10 protein-coding genes are annotated in these 17,626 nt (G+C 72.1%); 3 read left to right on the top strand and 7 right to left on the bottom strand.

What is annotated here, in order from left to right; genetic code table 11:
- Positions 1-95: 95 nt before the first annotated feature.
- Complete coding sequence (locus BLU42_RS04110) at positions 96-1,061, top strand: alpha/beta fold hydrolase (RefSeq protein ID WP_091073375.1); 966 nt, start codon at positions 96-98, stop codon at positions 1,059-1,061.
- Between the two features lie 66 nt (positions 1,062-1,127).
- Here BLU42_RS04110 and BLU42_RS04105 read toward each other — a convergent pair whose 3' ends face one another.
- The 5 genes from BLU42_RS04105 to BLU42_RS04085 all read right to left on the bottom strand — a co-directional run bounded on the left by BLU42_RS04105 (position 1,128) and on the right by BLU42_RS04085 (position 7,551).
- Positions 1,128-2,468 carry a glycoside hydrolase family 6 protein gene (locus BLU42_RS04105; RefSeq protein WP_091073374.1) on the bottom strand — a complete coding sequence of 447 codons (1,341 nt, stop codon included), beginning with the start codon at positions 2,466-2,468 and terminating at the stop codon, positions 1,128-1,130.
- 148 nt (positions 2,469-2,616) lie between these two features.
- Positions 2,617-4,065 (bottom strand): argininosuccinate synthase, encoded by a 1,449-nt coding sequence (gene argG, locus BLU42_RS04100; RefSeq protein WP_091073373.1) that lies wholly within the window; start codon positions 4,063-4,065, stop codon positions 2,617-2,619.
- 56 nt (positions 4,066-4,121) lie between these two features.
- Positions 4,122-5,000: a GNAT family N-acetyltransferase gene (locus BLU42_RS04095; RefSeq protein WP_172825747.1), complete on the bottom strand. Its 879-nt coding sequence runs from the start codon at positions 4,998-5,000 to the stop codon at positions 4,122-4,124.
- A 28-nt stretch (positions 5,001-5,028) separates the two neighbouring features.
- Entirely contained in the window at positions 5,029-6,201 is a 1,173-nt protein-coding gene (gene ispG, locus BLU42_RS04090; RefSeq protein WP_091073372.1) for a flavodoxin-dependent (E)-4-hydroxy-3-methylbut-2-enyl-diphosphate synthase, read from the bottom strand.
- 51 nt (positions 6,202-6,252) lie between these two features.
- Positions 6,253-7,551, bottom strand: a complete 1,299-nt coding sequence (locus tag BLU42_RS04085; protein WP_091073371.1) for a M50 family metallopeptidase — start codon at positions 7,549-7,551, stop codon at positions 6,253-6,255.
- Between the two features lie 380 nt (positions 7,552-7,931).
- Here BLU42_RS04085 and BLU42_RS04080 point away from each other — a divergent pair, with 380 nt between their 5' ends.
- Positions 7,932-8,807 carry a phytanoyl-CoA dioxygenase family protein gene (locus tag BLU42_RS04080; protein WP_091073370.1) on the top strand — a complete coding sequence of 292 codons (876 nt, stop codon included), beginning with the start codon at positions 7,932-7,934 and terminating at the stop codon, positions 8,805-8,807.
- Here BLU42_RS04080 and dxr read toward each other — a convergent pair.
- Positions 8,804-10,063 carry a 1-deoxy-D-xylulose-5-phosphate reductoisomerase gene (dxr, locus tag BLU42_RS04075; RefSeq protein WP_091073369.1) on the bottom strand — a complete coding sequence of 420 codons (1,260 nt, stop codon included), beginning with the start codon at positions 10,061-10,063 and terminating at the stop codon, positions 8,804-8,806. The two genes, BLU42_RS04080 and dxr, sit on opposite strands and share 4 nt — an antisense overlap.
- 29 nt (positions 10,064-10,092) lie before the next feature.
- Positions 10,093-11,355, bottom strand: coding sequence for a hypothetical protein (locus BLU42_RS04070; RefSeq protein ID WP_091073368.1), 1,263 nt, complete (start codon positions 11,353-11,355; stop codon positions 10,093-10,095).
- Between the two features lie 418 nt (positions 11,356-11,773).
- Between BLU42_RS04070 and BLU42_RS04065 the strand changes: the two genes are divergently transcribed.
- Positions 11,774-17,623 carry a DUF4082 domain-containing protein gene (locus BLU42_RS04065; protein WP_091073367.1) on the top strand — a complete coding sequence of 1,950 codons (5,850 nt, stop codon included), beginning with the start codon at positions 11,774-11,776 and terminating at the stop codon, positions 17,621-17,623.
- The last annotated feature ends 3 nt before the right edge of the window (positions 17,624-17,626 follow it).

Genomic DNA, 17,626 nt, shown 5'->3' with positions numbered 1-17,626 from the left:
CACTCTGTCAGGGGGTGGCGCTAGCGTCAGCACGCGCACCAGCAGCAGGCACCAGCAGCAGGCACCGGCGAGGACGCCGGGGAGAGGCGGTCCGCGTGACCCTGCAGGAGATCTCGTTCACCTCGGCCAACGGCCGCGACACCGTCCAGGCGTGGGTCTACGAGCCCGTCGTCCCGGCGACCGCGGTCGTGCAGGTCGTGCACGGGCTCGGCGAGCACTCGCGCCGCTACCTGCACCTGGTGACGACGCTCCTCGACGCCGGGGTCGTCGTGGTCGCGGGCGACCACGCCGGGCACGGCCGTACGGCGATGGAGTCGGGCGTGTGGGCCGACGCGGGCGACGACGCGGCCCGGGTCGTGGTGGCCGACGAGCTCACGCTCCAGGCCAAGGCCCGGGCGCTGCTGGGTGACGGTTCGCTGCTGCCGTGGGTCGTCTACGGCCACAGCTGGGGCTCGATGATCGCCCGCGCCGTGGCCACGGACCCCGAGGCGCGGCTCTCTGGCCTGGTGCTCGGCGGCATCGCCGCGCAGATGCACGGCATGGAGCAGGTGCTCGACCGACCCGCGCTCGCCGCGCTGGCGACGGGCGACCACGCCGCCGACCCGGCGCCGGCGGAGCTCGTGGGCCAGCTGTTCGACGGGTTCCTCGACCGCTACGGGCCCGGCGCCGGCCCGACGGCGTGGGTGGCGCTCGACGCCGACGTGGTCGCCGACCACGCCCGCGACCCCTTCAACAACTTCGGCGCCCCGCTGAGCGCGCGGTTCCTGCAGGGGTTCGTCGACCTCTACGACCAGGTCAACGGCGACGACTGGTACGCCCACGTCCCCGCCGACCTGCCCGTGCTGGTCCTGGCCGGCGACCAGGACCCGGTCACCAACTACGGCGAGGGCGCCTACCACGTGGCCAACCGCCTGGTGCGCTCCGGCCATGCCGACGTGCGCACCCGCGTCTTCACCGGCGTACGGCACGAGGTCCACAACGAGCCGACGACCCGGGCGGAGGCCGAGCGGGAGATCACCGACTTCGTCGCCCGCGTGACCGACCAGCCCCACGAGCGGTAGGTTGCCGCGCCCGACACGCGAGGCGGAGCGCGGCAACCTACCGGTCGACGGTTCGTGGACCAGCCGCTACCGCCGGGGCAGCAGCTCCGGCTCGGCGAGCCGTGCGAGCTGGAGGGCCTGCCGCCCGAACCACACCCCGGCGGCCGGATCGGTCCGCCCGCCCCACTCCGGGTCGGTCGTGGAGCCGGCGACGCCACGGTTGCACTGCCCGTCGGACTGTCCCGGGGTCTTGATCCACAGGTAGGCGTCGAGCTGCGGGTAGGCCTTGGCCGGGTGCGTCTTCGGTCGCTCGCCGAGGCCGCGCCCGGGCGGGTTGCACCAGACCTGCGGGTCGGGATAGCTCGTCCCGGCGGCCGGCACCCACGGGCCGCGACCGTTGCGGCTGGTGTCGACGACGAAGTGCGCCTTCGGCTTCACCTTCACCGCGGCGAGCTCGGCGGCGTAGCGCGAGTCGATCCCCGCGGTGTTCGCCGTCGGGTCGGTCGCGGTCGCGCTCCATACCTGCTGCGGGTCGAGCGCGACGCCGACGTCCCCGTTGGCCGGTCCCCCGCTGTAGTACTGGTCCCCGCAGTCGGTCGGGGTCGTCGTGGCCGCGTCGGGGTGCAGCGCGAGGCAGCTGGAGATCCAGGTGCCGTACGCCGACAGGTTCGGCGTGAACTGGTAGTTCGACACGTTGAGCGAGAAGCCCTGCACGTCCCGGACCCCCGCCGCACTGAGGCGGGCGGTCGCGTCGGCCACGCTCTTCCAGGCGCTGTGGCCCGAGTCGAGGTAGACGAGCGCCTTGCGGTCGGCCTGCTGGATCGTCCGGCCCGCGTAGGCGATGTCGGCGATGCGCCCGGCGGTCAGGCTGCCGGGCGCCGGGTTCGGGAAGGCGCCGGCGTCCTGGCCCGGGTAGGCCGCGGGGCAGTCGGCGGGCAGGTTCGTGAGGCCGTCGGGCTCGACGACGACGACCACCTTCTGCCGCGGGATCAACCCCTGGGCGAAGCCGTCGATCCAGGCGCGGTACGCAGCGTCGGAGCCCGCCCCGCCCGAGGAGTACTGCGAGCAGTCGCGGCCAGCGACGTTGTAGACGACGAAGGTCGGCACGGTCCGGCTCTCCTGCGCCCGCGTGCTGGCGGCCCGGACCGCTCGGCGAACCTCCGCGGGCGTGCCGTCGGTGAACCAGACCGCCTGGGGTGTGCGGGTCTCGGCCTTGATCAGCGCGGCGGCGCGGTCGCGGCCGTTCGCCCTCAGCCGCTGGATCTGGTCCTTCGCGCCGTCGGGCGCGGGTGGGACGTAGAGGTGCGTGCGGCCGGGCAGCGGGCTCGCTGTCACCGCCAGGGCGGGCGTCACGCCCGCGGACGCGACGGCGAGCAGGGCGGCACCCGCCAGCACGGCGGCCCCCCGGCTCAGGATCCGATGGCTCATGGTGCTCCAGACCTCCGAGGCTGGGCCGCCTCGGTGCGGTCCGGCGCCTCCGGGCTCCTCCGAGCCTGGGGCGCTGCCTGTCTGAACCCTCGTCAGCCCTGCGGGAACGGTCCCAAACGGTCTCCGATCGCTTCGTCCGCGACCCGGCTCAGTCGGTGCCCGACTCCAGCGCGGCGCGGTCGAGCGTCTCGGGGTCGCCCGGGTTGCCGCTCTCGAGCTCGGCACTGCTGGCGTACGCGCTGAGGTTGTCGCTCACGTCACCCAGGTCCAGGTGCAGGGTGATGTCGGAGCGCAGGTGGTCCTTGGCGACCAGCTGGCCGCGCTCGGCATAGCCCTGCAGCCGCGTGCGCGTGTCGGCGATGTCGAGGTTGCGCATCGTCAGCTGCCCGATGCGGTCCGTCGGGCCGAATGCCGCGTTCGCGTTGCGCTCCATCGACAGCCGGTCGGGCTGGTACGACAGCGACGGGCCCGTCGTGTCGACGATCGTGTAGTCGTTGCCGCGCCGCAGCCGCAGGGTCACCGTCCCGGTGACGGGCGAGGCGATCCAGCGCTGCAGGCCCTCGCGGAGCATCAGCGCCTGCGGGTCGAACCAGCGGCCCTCGTAGAGGAACCGGCCGAGCCGGCGGCCCTGGGTGAAGTACGCGTCGAGCGTGTCCTCGTTGTGGATCGCCGACAGCAGCCGCTCGTAGCCGAGCACCAGCAGGGCCATCCCGGGGGCCTCGTAGACGCCGCGGCTCTTGGCCTCGATGATCCGGTTCTCGATCTGGTCGGACATGCCGAGCCCGTGCCGGCCGCCGATCGCGTTGGCCGCCAGCACCAGGTCGACGTCGCTGGCGAACTCGGTGCCGTTGATGGCGACCGGCTGCCCGCCCTCGAAGGTCAGCGTCACGTCCTCGGGCTCGACGACGACCTCGGGGTCCCAGAAGCGGACCCCCATGATCGGCTCGACGATCTCCATCGTCGTGTCGAGCTGCTCCAGCGACTTGGCCTCGTGGGTGGCGCCCCAGATGTTGGCGTCGGTCGAGTAGGCCTTCTCGGTGGGGTCGCGGTAGGGCAGGTCGTGGGCGACCAGCCACTCCGACATCTCCTTGCGCCCGCCGAGCTCGGTGACGAAGCGCTCGTCCAGCCACGGCTTGTAGATGCGCAGGCCCGGGTTGGCGAGCAGGCCGTAGCGGTAGAACCGCTCGATGTCGTTGCCCTTGAACGTCGACCCGTCGCCCCAGATGGAGACGCCGTCCTCGTGCATGGCGCGGACCAGCAGCGTGCCGGTCACCGCGCGGCCGAGCGGCGTGGTGTTGAAGTAGGTCTGCGCGCCCGAGCGGATGTGGAACGCGCCGCAGGTCATCGCGGCGATGCCCTCGTTGACCAGCGCCGCGCGGCAGTCGACGAGCCGTGCCTCCTCGGCGCCGTACACCTTGGCGCGGCCCGGGACGCCGACGAGGTCGTCCTCGTCGTACTGGCCGAGGTCGGCGGTGTAGGTGTACGGGACCGCGCCCGCGTCGCGCATCCACGCCACCGCGCACGAGGTGTCGAGACCGCCGGAGAACGCGATGCCGACCCGCTGACCGACGGGCAGGCTGGTGAGGACCTTGGACATGGGGGCCACGCTAACGGCCGCGGGCCGCCAGACCGACGCCCGTCCGTCCGGGTGGCCTAGTAGTGGATCGTCGCGAACTCGCCGACCTGGCGGAAGCCCACGCGGTCGTAGGTGGCCCGGGCGGCGTGGTTGTAGTCGTTGACGTAGAGCGACACGGTCGGCACCATCGTGCGCGCGAGCTTGACCACGGCGGCCATCGCGCCGGGCGCCAGGCCCTGACCGCGCATCGACGGGTCGAGCCAGACGCCCTGCACCTGGCAGACCGTCCCCGAGACGGAGCCGAGGTCGGCCTTGAACACGACGCGGTCGCCGTCGAACAGCCCGAATGCGCGTCCGCTGGTGATCAGCTGGCGCACGTAGAAGCGGTAGCCGGCGGAGTTGCCCGAGACCGGCGAGACGCCGATCTCCTCGGTGTACATGCGGATCGCCGCGTCGGTGTACGCGTCCCAGTGCTCCAGGGTCACGCGGCGTACGCGGGGGTCGGGCGCCACCAGCGGCTCACCGGTGATCGTCATGACCGGCTGGTGCGGCCGGACGTCGCGGACGTCGGCCCACGACGAGCCCCAGCGGTCCCCGAGCATGTGCCAGAAGCGGGTCGCCACGTCGGCCGGCCCGATGATCGAGGCGCACATCCGCTGCCGGCCGGCGTGCTCGGTCCAGGCCTCCAGCGCCTCGTCGTCGGCGTTGACCGGGACGAGGTTGGAGCCGGCGTGGCACAGCGCGGTCAGCGTGCTGCCGCGCTCGTAGCCCCACACCTGGCAGCCCAGGGTGGACGCGTCGAGCCCGGCCGCCCGGACGCGGGCGGCGACGAAGACGTTCTCGACTGGACGTTCCGAGAGCACGCGGATCGCCGCGGGGACGTCGTCGCGACCCAGGACACGGACCCTCCCGCGAGGGCGTACGCCCGCCTGGTCACCGGTCCGGGTGGCGGTCACCGTGTCCTCCTACCCGGGACCCGGACGCTCAGACGCCGACCGGGGCGCTGCCCGCGACGGAGACCTCGGGGGCCCCGCTCTCGCCGGCCGGCATCTCGCCGGCCAGGCGCATGGCCTCCTCGATGAGGGTCTCGACGATGTCGGCCTCCGGCACCGTCTTGATCACCTCGCCGCGCACGAAGATCTGGCCCTTGCCGTTGCCCGACGCCACGCCGAGGTCGGCCTCGCGGGCCTCGCCCGGACCGTTGACGACGCAGCCCATGACGGCGACGCGCAGCGGGACCGTCATGCCCTCGAGCCCGGCGGTGACCTTCTCGGCGAGGGTGTAGACGTCGACCTGGGCGCGCCCGCACGAGGGGCAGGAGACGATCTCGAGCTTGCGGGGGCGCAGGTTCAGCGACTGCAGGATCTGCAGGCCGACCTTGACCTCCTCGACCGGCGGGGCCGAGAGCGAGACGCGGATCGTGTCGCCGATGCCCTTGCTCAGCAGCGCCCCGAAAGCGACGGAGGACTTGATCGTGCCCTGGAAGGCCGGCCCCGCCTCGGTCACGCCGAGGTGCAGCGGGTAGTCGCACGCCTCGCTGAGCAGCTCGTACGCGCGCACCATCACGACCGGGTCGTTGTGCTTGACGCTGATCTTGAAGTCGCGGAAGTCGTGCTCCTCGAACAGGCTCGCCTCCCACAGCGCCGACTCCACGAGCGCCTCGGGCGTGGCCTTGCCGTACTTGGCCATCAGCCGCTTGTCGAGCGAGCCCGCGTTCACGCCGATGCGGATCGAGGTGCCCCGGTCCTTCGCAGCGGCCGCGATCTGCTTGACCTGGTCGTCGAAGGCGCGGATGTTGCCCGGGTTGACCCGGACGGCCGCGCAGCCCGCGTCGATGGCCGCGTAGACGTACTTGGGCTGGAAGTGGATGTCGGCGATCACGGGGATCTGCGACTTGGCCGCGATGGCCGGCAGCGCGTCCGCGTCGTCCTGGCTCGGCACGGCGACGCGCACGATGTCGCAGCCGGTCGCGGTGAGCTCGGCGATCTGCTGGAGCGTGGCGTTGATGTTCGAGGTCAGCGTGGTGGTCATCGACTGCACGCTGATCGGGGCGTCGCCGCCCACGTCCACCTTGCCCACCTTGATCTTGCGCGTCTTGCGGCGCGGGGCGAGCACGGGCGGGGGGAGGGCGGGCAGGCCCAGGTTCACGGTGGTCATGGCGTGGTCCAGCGTAGTCGCGCGGGTGGCGGGCAGGCGCCCGGGCGCGGCTCAGAACAGCCGGATCGGGTCGATCACGTCGGCGAGGATCAGCACGAAGCCGGAGACCGCGATCAGCAGGCCGACGACGTACGCGACGGGCAGCAGCTTGGCCGTGTCGACGTAACCCGGGTCGGGTCGCTTGAACAGGGCGGCCAGGCGCCGGCGCACGGCCTCCCAGAGGGCCCCGGCGATGTGCCCGCCGTCCAGCGGCAGCAGCGGGACGAAGTTGAACAGGGCCACGAACAGGTTGACCGAGCCGAGCACCGAGAACAGGGCCGCGGCCTTGTCGGCGGTGCCGATCTGGTTGGTCGAGGCGATCTCCCCCGCCGCCCGGCTGGCGCCGAGGATGCTCATCGGCCCGTACAGGTCGCGCGGCTTGCCGGTGACCAGGTTGTAGCCGGTGTAGAAGACCTTGGCCGGGAAGTGCACGAGCGCGACGGCGGTCTGCTCGGTCATGGTCCACATGTCCTGGACGACCGCCACCGGCCCGCCACGCACGCGCTCGACCGTGGGGACGACGCCGAGGAACCCGGCGGCCACCCGCTTGGAGGGGTCGAGCGCGTCCGGGACGCCCTGCACCACGGTGTTCACGCTGGGCAGGACCACGCGCTGCCCGCCACGCTCGACGGTCAGCTGCGCGGGTCGGTCGAGGTTGCCGCGGATGAGCGTGGAGACGTCGGCCCAGGAGTCGACGGGACGGCCGTTGAAGGCCACCACGCGGTCCCCCGGCTGCAGCCCCATCTGCGCCGCGGGCGTCGGCGCCTTGCCCGCGCAGGACGTGTCGGTGGCGTCGCCGGGGACGATGCACTCCTGCACCTCGGCCACGGTCAGCTGCGGCCGGTTGACCCCGTAGGTCGCGGTCACGCCGAGCAGCAGGCCGAAGGCGAGCAGGATGTTCATCATCGGCCCCCCGGCCATGATGATCACCTTCTGCCAGCCGCGCTTCTGGTAGAACAGCCGGCCGTCGTCCTCGGGCCGGATGTCCTCCCACTCCGCGGCACGGGCCTGGTCGGTCATCGTCTGGAAGAGCCCCGTCCGCGTCCTGCGGACCTGGTCCGGGTGCGCCTTGTCCGGCGGGTACATCCCGACGAACCGCACGTAGCCGCCGAGCGGGACGGCCTTGACGCCGTACTCGGTCTCGCCGCGACGCGTCGACCACAGCGTCCTGCCGAAGCCGACGAAGTACTGCGTCGTCTTGACCCCGAAGAGCTTGCCCGGCACCAGGTGCCCGATCTCGTGCAGGCCGATCGAGGCCATCACGAGGGCGAAGAAGACGACGGCCCCCAGGACGTAGATCACCAGGTCCACCGCTGCGCTCCTCCTACGTCTGCTGCTCCACCGGCTGGTCCACCAGGGCCGCGGCGCGCGAGCGCGCCCAGGCGTCGGCCGCCAGCACCGCCTCGAGGGTGAGGTCGGCGCTGCTGACCGACGACGAGCGTACGTCGGTGCCGGTCGTGCGTGGCGATCTCCGGCCGGTCCTCCGACCGTGGCGGCCCCCCCGACGGCTCCCTCGTGGTTCTGGTCTTCGCGACGGGAGGAGTCCGGGAAGGTTCTTCACACATCCGGTCGCGCAACGGCCTCGACGCTAATTTTCGAGCAGGCCGCCCGCCACGTCCGGTCCGACGGACGGACCCAGGTCTCAGGGCGCCCGGGTCCCCGACGCACGGGGCCATCAGAGAGGCGGGACGATGACGAGCACGCTCAACCGGGTGACCAACCGTGCCAAGCGTCAGGTGATCGCGCGGTTCGCGCCGGTCAACCGGCTGGTGCAGAACGCGTACGAGGCCCGGGTGCGGGAGCACCGCCCCCACCTGCCGACGATCAGCCCGTCCACCGCGGCGCTGATCGAGGAGGTCGAGACCACCGGCGTCGCCGTCACGTCGCTCGACGCGCTCGGCATCCCGGGCACCGAGCGGCTGAAGGTCATCCTCGACGACCTGAAGGCCTCCCTCGCCGGCCGCGACCCCGAGGGAGCCAGCGCGCTGAAGCCGGCGCACGACGAGCTGATGGCCGACGCCGCGCTGTGGCGCTGGGGCCTGCAGCAGGAGCTGCTCGACCTCGTGGAGAACTACGTCGGGCTGCCGGTCACCTACTACGGCGCCGCGGTCTACCGCGAAGTGGCGGACGGCCGGGTCGAGGGCACGCGTCAGTGGCACCGCGACATCGAGGACCACAAGGTCTTCAAGATCCTGGTCTGGATCGACGACGTGACACCGCAGGGCGGAGCGCTGCAGTACGTGCCGCGTCCCGTGTCCGACCCCGCCGTCAAGGAGCTCAGGTACGTGGCCGGTTTCGTGCCGGACGTCGAGATGGAGAAGGTCGTGCCGCCCGCGGAGTGGGTGAAGGCGGTCGGGCCCCGGTGGACGGCGGTGCTCGCCGACCCGGCGAGGATCCTTCACCGGGCGAGCCCGGCGGAGGACAAGGACCGGTACTCCGTCACCTTCACCTGGACGTCACGCAACCCGATCAAGACCATGCCGGCGGCCGAGCCCTTCACGGCCGACGAGGACGCCCGGATCCGCGCCGGGCTGACCCCGGAGCAGCTGGCCTGCCTGCCGGCCTAGTCCCGCGCCGTTGCTGGGCGGCCGCCCACCTGCTCCACCCGCGCGGCTGCCCTCGCGCGGGCCCAGGCGTCGGCGGCGAGCACCGACTCCAGGGTCAGGTCGGCGCTGCCGACCAACGAGGCCCCGGGCTGCGCGGCAGGGCCCTCCGGAGGCGCCGCCACGTGCTCCCGGAGGACCCGGGAGACCACGTCGACGATGCCGAGGAACGGCAGGCGACACTCGTGGAAGGCGTCCACGCAGACCTCGTTCGCGGCGTTGTAGACCGCAGGCGCGCTGCCCCCGTGGCGCCCGGCGGTCCTGGCCAGCTCGACCGCAGGGAATGCCTCGTCGTCGAGCGGCTCGAAGGTCCACGTCTGCGCGCGGGACCAGTCGTTGGGCGCGGCCGCCCCGGGCACCCGGTCGGGCCAGCCCAGCGCGAGGGCGATCGGCAGCCGCATGTCCGGCGGCGAGCACTGCGCCAGCGTCGAGCCGTCGACGAACTGCACCATCGAGTGCACCTGCGACTGCGGGTGCACGACGACGTCGATGCGGTCGAGGTCGACACCGTAGAGGAGGTGGGCCTCGAGCAGCTCGAGGCCCTTGTTGATCAGGGTGGCCGAGTTCGTGGTGATCACACGGCCCATGTCCCAGGTCGGGTGCGCCAGCGCCTCGGCCGGGGTCACGTCGGCCATCTCCGCCCGCGTACGTCCACGGAACGGTCCCCCGCTCGCCGTCAGGACGAGCCGGTCGACCTCCTCGGCGCGCCCGCCCCGCAGGCACTGGGCGATCGCCGAGTGCTCCGAGTCGACGGCAACGATCTGCCCGGGCGCGGCCGCGGCCAGCACGATCGGCCCGCCGACGACCAGCGACTCCTTGTTGGCCAGCGCCAGCGTCGTCCCGGCCGCGAGCGCGGCCAGCGTGGGTCGCAGCGCGGTGGAGCCGGTGATGCCGTTGAGGACCACGTCGCAGTCCATCCCGGCGAGCTCGGTCGCGGCGTCGGGACCGCCGAGGATCCTAGGCAGCGTCGCCTCGCCGCTCGACCATCCACGCCGGCTCGCCTCGGCGTAGAAGGCGAGCTGGAGGTCCTGCACGGCGCTCGCCCGGGCGACGGCGACGACCCGGGCCCCGGTCTCCAGCGCCTGGCGCGCCAGCAGCTCGACCGACGCTCCCCCGGCCGCCAGGCCGACCACGCGGAACTCCTCCGGACGCCGTCCCACGACCTCCAAGGCCTGCTTGCCGATCGAACCGGTGCTGCCCAGGACAACGACGCTCCGCACCGCCTCAGTGTGTCAGGTGGGACCCTGGCTCAGCCGAGCTCGACCGGGATCGCCGTCCCGTCGTCGTAGCGGTTGCCAGACCAGGTGTTGTCGCCGAGGTCCTTCCCGATGCTGTTGACCGGCCCGAAGACCCCGCACCGCCCGGACCCGCCGCGCCCGAAGACGTTGTCGGTGATCGCCACCTTCGACACCGTGCCGTACGGCTTGCCCGGGTAGTAGCCGGGGTTGAGGCAGTAGGCCGACTGCTGGTTCTTGCCGGAGGTGCTCATGTCGAACGTCGACAGCAGGTGGTTGCGGCGGATCGTGCTGTTGGTGAAGGGGGCGTAGTCGCCGTAGAAGCCGATGACGGCCGAGCACCCGGCGTCGCCGTTGCTCCCGCTGACGACGTCGTCCTCCTTCGACGACCAGTCCCCGCAGGTCAACCAGTTGTGCTCGACGGTGAAGCGGTCGGTCCCGTTCCCGCCGGCCGCGTTGTAGTGGTACGCACCACCCAGCCGCATCCCGTGGACCCAGGAGTCACGGACGACGCAGTTCATGTCGCACTTCACCACCCCCTGCGAGCCGGTGGAGTCGACACGCTCGACGAGGGTGTTGGAACGTCCGACGTTCTCCCACCAGGAGAGGCCGTTCGGCCTCACCGTGCTGTCACGGACGACGACCGGCCCCCACGTCGTCCGCTCCGAGAAGATCACACCCTGGACGAGGCTGTTGGTGATGGTGACGCACGGCTTCGTGAGGTCGGTGCCGTTCCCGGCCTCGACCAGCAGGTCCTGCTTGATCGTCTTCGAGTCGATCACGACGCCGCAGGTGCGGATCGTGGTCGGGCCCGTGTAGTCGGTGAGCGTGACGGCCTTGCGGGTGTCACCGGCGACGCCCCGCGGGTAGCCCGTGTTCTGCGGGCCGGGCCAGCAACCTCCCCACGGGTCCGCACCTCCCGGCGTGTTCGCCGCACCGACGCACGCAGCGGGGCGCACGTCCGGCTGCGTCGGGCTGGGGGTCGGGCTGGGCGTCGGGCTGGGGACGGTCGACGTGGGTCCGCCAGAAGGCCTCGGCGTGCTCGACGCAGCGGGGGTCGACCCCGGCGCCGGGGTGGGCTTCAGCGCCGCGACGGCGGCGTCGAGCTTGTCGAACCGGCACGCGTCGTAGGCCAGCAGCTCCTTGGTGCTCGGCGAGCCGGAGACGGTGGCCTTGCGGCAGGAGGTGTCGTTCGGCGTCGCCGCGCCGGCCGCGATGCTGCCGCCGAGCAGAGCCGCGAGGACGAGGAACACGAGCGCGGTCAGTGGTCGACGCATGGGGCGCTCCTGGCTGTGGGCGAGCCGTGCCCGGCTCGTGGTGCGTGCCGACGAGGTCCCCGCGTGCCTCCTCGTGGTCATCGTCCACGGCACGTTCAGCGTTACCGGCGCTGCCCCTCGACCGGACGAGCGGTGTCAAAGACCCACACGTGCAGGAGTCTCTCAGGAGATTCTTGCTTTTCTCGTTCGCGGCAGCGCGACCGACCTAGTGTCCAACCACCTGCGAGTCGGGTGCTGGACCAGGGCGTGCCTCGTCGGACGCCGTCGGCATCCGTGAGCGGGTCCCGCCGCGGGGGGTGGCGGGACGAGCCGCGCGAGCGGCCGCACGGTCCGGGGGGACGACGTGACGCGCACGCACCATGGAGCCGCCTCGGGCGGCACGCGCAGGTCGCCCAGGACAGCCGCCCTCGCCGTCCTGGTGGCCCTGTCCACCGTCGCGCTCACGCTGGTGCTGCCGGCCGACCGCGCGCTGGCCGCGTGCACCGGCAACGCGGTCGCCTGCGAGAACCAGCTGCCCGGGAGCACCGACGACTGGGACATCTTCGGCGCCGGCGACGACAGCATCCAGGGGTTCGCCACGGCGACCAGCGTGAACGCCGGGTCCAGGATCGACTTCAAGATCAACACCGACGCCCGCGCGTACTCGATCAAGATCTACCGCCTCGGCTGGTACCAGGGCGCCGGCGCCCGGGACATCACGACGATCGCCCCGTCCGTCCCGCTCCCCCAGGTCCAGCCCCCGTGCGCGAGCGACGCCAGCACCGAGCTGTACGACTGCGGGACGTGGGGCGTCTCCGCGTCCTGGAACGTCCCGTCCACCTCGGTCTCCGGCGTCTACATCGCCCGGCTGATCCGCAGCGACGGTGGCGACTCGCACATCCCCTTCGTCGTCCGCAACGACGGGAACACCTCCAAGGCGCTGTTCCAGACCTCCGACTCCACCTGGCAGGCCTACAACAAGTACGGCGGCTCCGACTTCTACGAGGGCAAGGCCAACGGCCGGGCCTACAAGATCAGCTACAACCGGCCCTACTCGACCCGCGGAGCCGCGTACGGGCGGGACTTCCTGTTCTCGAACGAGTACCCGATGATCCGCTTCCTCGAGCAGAACGGGATCGACGTCTCGTACGTCTCCGGCCTCGACGTGGCGGCCGACCCGGCGCTGCTGCCCAAGCACAAGGTCTTCCTCTCGGTCGGGCACGACGAGTACTGGACGAAGGAGCAGCGCAAGAACGTCACCGACGCCCGTGACCAGGGTGTCAACCTCGCGTTCTTCGGCGGCAACGACGTGTACTGGAAGACCCGTCTCGAGCCCTCGCAGGACGGCTCGAACACCCCGAACCGCACCATCGTCGACTACAAGGACACCTGGGCGAACGCGCCGATCGACCCCGTCGAGCCGACGGCGACCTGGCGTGACCCGCGGTTCGGCGACCTGGGCTACGGGTTCGGCCCGGAGAACGCGCTCATCGGCACCCTCTACCAGGCGAACTCCGACGACTTCCCCATGCAGGTGAGCGCGGAGGAGGGCAAGCTCCGCGTCTGGCGGGGGACGTCGCTCGCGTCGATGGCCGCCGGCACGAAGGCCACGCTCGCCGACCACACGGTCGGCTACGAGTCGAACGAGGACCTGGACAACGGGTACCGGCCTGCCGGCCTCATCGACATGTCGACGGCGGTGGGTGACACCCCCGAGTACCTGCGCGACTTCGGCACGACGGTGAGCCCGGGCTCGACGACCCACCACATCACGCTCTACCGTGCGGCGAGCGGCGCCCTGGTCTTCTCCGCCGGCACGATCCAGTGGTCGTGGGGGCTGGACTCGTCGGGTGACGGCTCGGACCGCCCCGCAGCCGACCCACGGGTGCGGCAGGCGACGCTCAACCTGCTGACCGACATGGGTGCGCCGGCCACGACGCTCGCCCCGGGCCTGACCGCGGTGACGGCCTCGACCGACACCGTGGCGCCGTCCGTGACCGTGACCACTCCGGCTGCCGGTCAGTCCCTGACCCAGGGGTCGCTCCTGACCGTCACCGGCACGGCGACCGACCAGGGCGGTCGGGTCGCCGGCGTCGAGGTGTCGGTCGACGGCGGCGCCAGCTTCCACCCGGCGACGGGGACGACGAGCTGGACCTACTCGGGCATCCTGACCGGTAACGGCGCCTCGGCCGTCCAGGTGCGTGCCACCGACGACTCGGCCCGCACCTCGGTCCCGGTGAACGTCGCGGTCAGCTCCGGCTGCCCGTGCTCGATCTTCGGCGTCGCGACCCCGAGGGTCGCCGACCCGGGTGACGCCATCCCCGTGACCGTGGGCACCAAGTTCACCTCGACGCGCGACGGCTACGTCAGCGGCATCCGGTTCTACAAGGCCACCGCGAACACCGGCACGCACACCGGGACCCTGTACTCCGCCTCCGGCACCCAGCTCGCCAGCGGGACGTTCACCAACGAGAGCGCGACGGGCTGGCAGACCCTGCAGTTCAGCACCGCCGTGCCGATCGAGGCCGGCACCACGTACGTGGCGGCCTACTACGCGCCGAAGGGGCACTACTCCGCCGACTCCTACTTCTTCGGCAGGCCCTACGACGCAGGCGTGCTCGTCGCGTCGGGCGGGGCCGGGGTGACGAACGGCGTCTTCGCCCAGGGGTCGACCTTCCCGACGAACAGCTACCAGCAGTCGAACTACTACGTCGACGCGGTGTTCTCCCCCGACGACACGATCCCGGCCACCGTGACCGCGACCAGCCCGAGGTCCGGGTCGAGCTCGGTGGCGACGACCGCCGTGGCCACCGCGACCTTCTCGAAGGTCGTCGACCCCGCGAGCATCTCCTTCCAGGTCGTCGACGCCGCGCAGAACGTCATCACCGGCACGACGACGTGGAACGCCGCGAGCCGGACGGCGACCTTCAACCCGGCACAGGGCCTCGCGAGCAGCACGGTCTACACCGCGACGGTCAACGCGGCGACGCTCGCCGCCCCGGTGCAGTGGAGCTTCACGACCGTCGACCCGGACGCGACGCCGAACGACTGCCCCTGCACCTTGTTCGACGACTCCGACCAGCCGAGCGCCGGCCCGGCCGACGACTCCGGGGGCGTGAAGCTGGGGGTCGCGTTCAAGCCGGCCCAGAGCGGTCAGGTCACGGGCGTCCGGTTCTGGAAGCGGCCCGAGGAGACCGCCCCGCACACGGTCAACCTGTGGTCCGGCTCGACCAAGGTGGCCCAGGCGGTCACCACCACCGAGTCGACGTCCGGCTGGCAGGAGGCGAGCTTCGCCTCCCCGCAGCAGGTCACGAAGGACACGACCTACGTCGTCAGCTACACGTCGTCGACGGGTCGGTACGGCTACACCTCCGGCGGGCTGAGCAACCCGGTCGTGAAGGGACCGCTGTCGACGCCGGCCGGCGCCGGTCGCTACACCTACTCACCGGGCGACGCGCCCGGCAACACCTCCGACGCGAACTACTTCGTGGACCCCGTCTTCGTGCCGAGCGCGGGCACGAGGCCGACGGTCTCGTCCACCTCGCCCGGTGACGGCGCCCGGTCGGTGCCCGTGAACGACCACCTGCAGGTGAGGTTCAACACCGCGGTGCAGCCGGGCTCGGCACGGATCAGCGTGGTCCGCGCCTCCGACGGCGCCGCCGTCGAGGGGATGACGGGCACCGAGTCCCAGGGCACGACGGCGACGTTCGTGCCGGCGACCGACCTGGCGCCCGGGACCAGGTACACGATGACCGTGAGCGACGCGGTCAGCACCGGCGGCCCCAAGATGTCGGGGTCGGTCAGCGTGAGCTTCACGACGTCCGGCGCCGCCGCCTGCCCGTGCTCCCTGATGGAGACCACCACGCAGCCGGTCCAGTCCGACGGCGGCGACAGCGACGCGGTGACGCTCGGGCTCAGGTTCACGCCGACGACCACCGGTTTCGTCAAGGGCCTGCGCTACTGGCGCGACGCGAACAACACCGGCACCCACACGGGGACGCTCTACTCCGCGTCCGGCCAGAAGCTCGCGAGCCTCACGTTCGACGACTCCGGCACCGGCTGGCAGACCGCCGACTTCAGCGCCAACGTGCCCGTGGTCGCCGGCACGACCTACGTCGCCGCCTACTACGCCCCGAAGGGGCACTACGCCGCAGACCTGAACTACTTCGCCAACCCCGTGGTGAACACCCCGCTGGCCAGCGTCGACCCCGGCAGCGTCTACGTCTACGGCGACGGCTTCCCCGACCACTCGTACGCGAGCTCGAACTACTACGTCGACGTCGTCTTCGACACCAACGACGACACCCCTCTGCAGGTCGCCTCGACGACCCCGGCGAGCGCCGCCACCGGCGTCCCGCTCGGCACGAGCGTGACCGCGACCTTCAGCCGCGCCATCGACCCCGCATCGCTGCAGCTGGACCTGCGCGACGCGAGCGGCGGCCTGGTCGGCGGCCAGCTCGGCTACGACGCGACCAGCAGGACGGCCACCTTCACGCTGGCGGCCCCGCTCTCGGGAGCGACGACCTACACCGCGACGGTCTCGGCGGCCAGCGCGTCCGGGGTCGCGATGTCCGCACCCAGGGCGTGGAGCTTCACGACCGCGGACACCCAGCCGCCCAGCGTGACGACCATCAGCCCGGCCGACGGCGCCTCCGGCGTGCCGACGGCGAGCACGGTGACGGCGACCTTCGCCTCGCCCGTGGACCCCGCCTCGGTGCTCTTCACCGTCGCGCGGTCCGACACCTCCGCGGTCGCCGCAGGCTCCACGACCTACGACGCGACCATGCGCACCGCGACGTTCACCCCCACCTCGGGCCTGGCCGACAGCACGGCTTACACGGTCTCGGTGTCGGCGCGGAACACGTCGGGCATCAGCATGGCCGCTCCCAGGACCTGGGGGTTCACCACGGCGGACACCCAGCCCCCGACGGTGTCGACCACGAGCCCCTCGCCGGGCGCCGTGGGCGTGACGGCGACGAGCAAGGTGACGGCCAGCTTCGCCCGGGCCGTCGACCCGGCCAGCGTGGTGCTGACCGTGAAGAACACCAGCACCTCGGCCTCGGTCGGCGGCGCCACCACCTACGACGCAGCCTCGAGGACGGTCACCTTCACGCCCTCGTCGCCCATGGCCGGGTCCACCGGTCACACGGCGTCGGTCACGGCGGTGAACACCTCGGGCGTCGCCATGGCGGCTCCGACGTCGTGGACCTTCACCACGGCCGACACCGTCGCGCCCGCGGTGACGTCGACCACGCCGGGCTCCGGCGCGACCAACCTCGCCGCCGGCACGAAGGTCACCGCCACCTTCGCGAGGGACGTGGACCCGGCGAGCGTCCAGCTCACCCTCCGGACCAGCGGGGGCGTCGCCGTCACCGGCACCACGGCCTACGACCCGGCCACGCGCACGGTGACGTTCGCCCCGGGTGCGGCCCTGGCCAGCGCCGGTACTTACACCGCCGCGGTCACCGCCAGCAACACGTCCGGCCTGGCGATGACCAGCCCTCGGACCTGGTCGTTCACGATCGCCGACACCGATCCGCCGACCCTCTCGTCCAGGGCACCAGCGGCAGGGGCGACCAACGTCGGGCTCGGCACGAACGTCACGGCGACCTTCGCCCGAGCGGTCACGACCACCGGCCTGAGCATCACGGTGAAGGCTCCGAACGGGTCCACCGTCGCGGGTTCGGGGACCTACAGCGCGACCACCCGCACGCTGACCTTCGACCCGAGCGCCGACCTCACGAGCTCGACGACGTACACGGTGACGGTCAGCGCCACGAGCTCGGGCGGGGTCCCGATGACGTCGCCCGCGTCGTGGTCGTTCACGACGGCCTCGCAGACCTTCAGCCTGTACACGACGGCGCGCACGCCGTCGGCGACCTCGACGTCCACGACGCCGACGACGGTGGGCGTGCGCTTCAGCTCCTCGCGCGCCGGCAAGGTGACCGCGGTCCGCTACTACGCCGCCTCGACCAACACCGCGCGGACGGTCAAGCTCTGGGCGCCGGACGGCACCCTGATGGGCACCGCGACCACGACCCAGACCGCCACGGGGTGGCGCACCGCCACCTTCGCCACGCCGGTCGCGGTCAGCGCCGGCACGACCTACACGGCGTCGACCTACGCACCCGTCGGCCGGTGGTCGACGACCACCTTCGCGTACGTGGGCTCGTACACGTCCGGCCCGCTCACCGTGCCGGTCAGCGGCGGCGTCAGCAGCGCCGGCGACGTCCGACCGACCGTCCCGAGCTCGACCAACTTCTGGGTCGACGTCCTCGTCCAGATCTGACGC

The organism is Microlunatus sagamiharensis, assembly GCF_900105785.1.
Taxonomy (GTDB): domain Bacteria; phylum Actinomycetota; class Actinomycetes; order Propionibacteriales; family Propionibacteriaceae; genus Microlunatus; species Microlunatus sagamiharensis.
The sequence above is the reverse complement of the archived record's forward strand: the minus strand, read 5'-3'. Positions and strand labels throughout refer to the sequence as shown.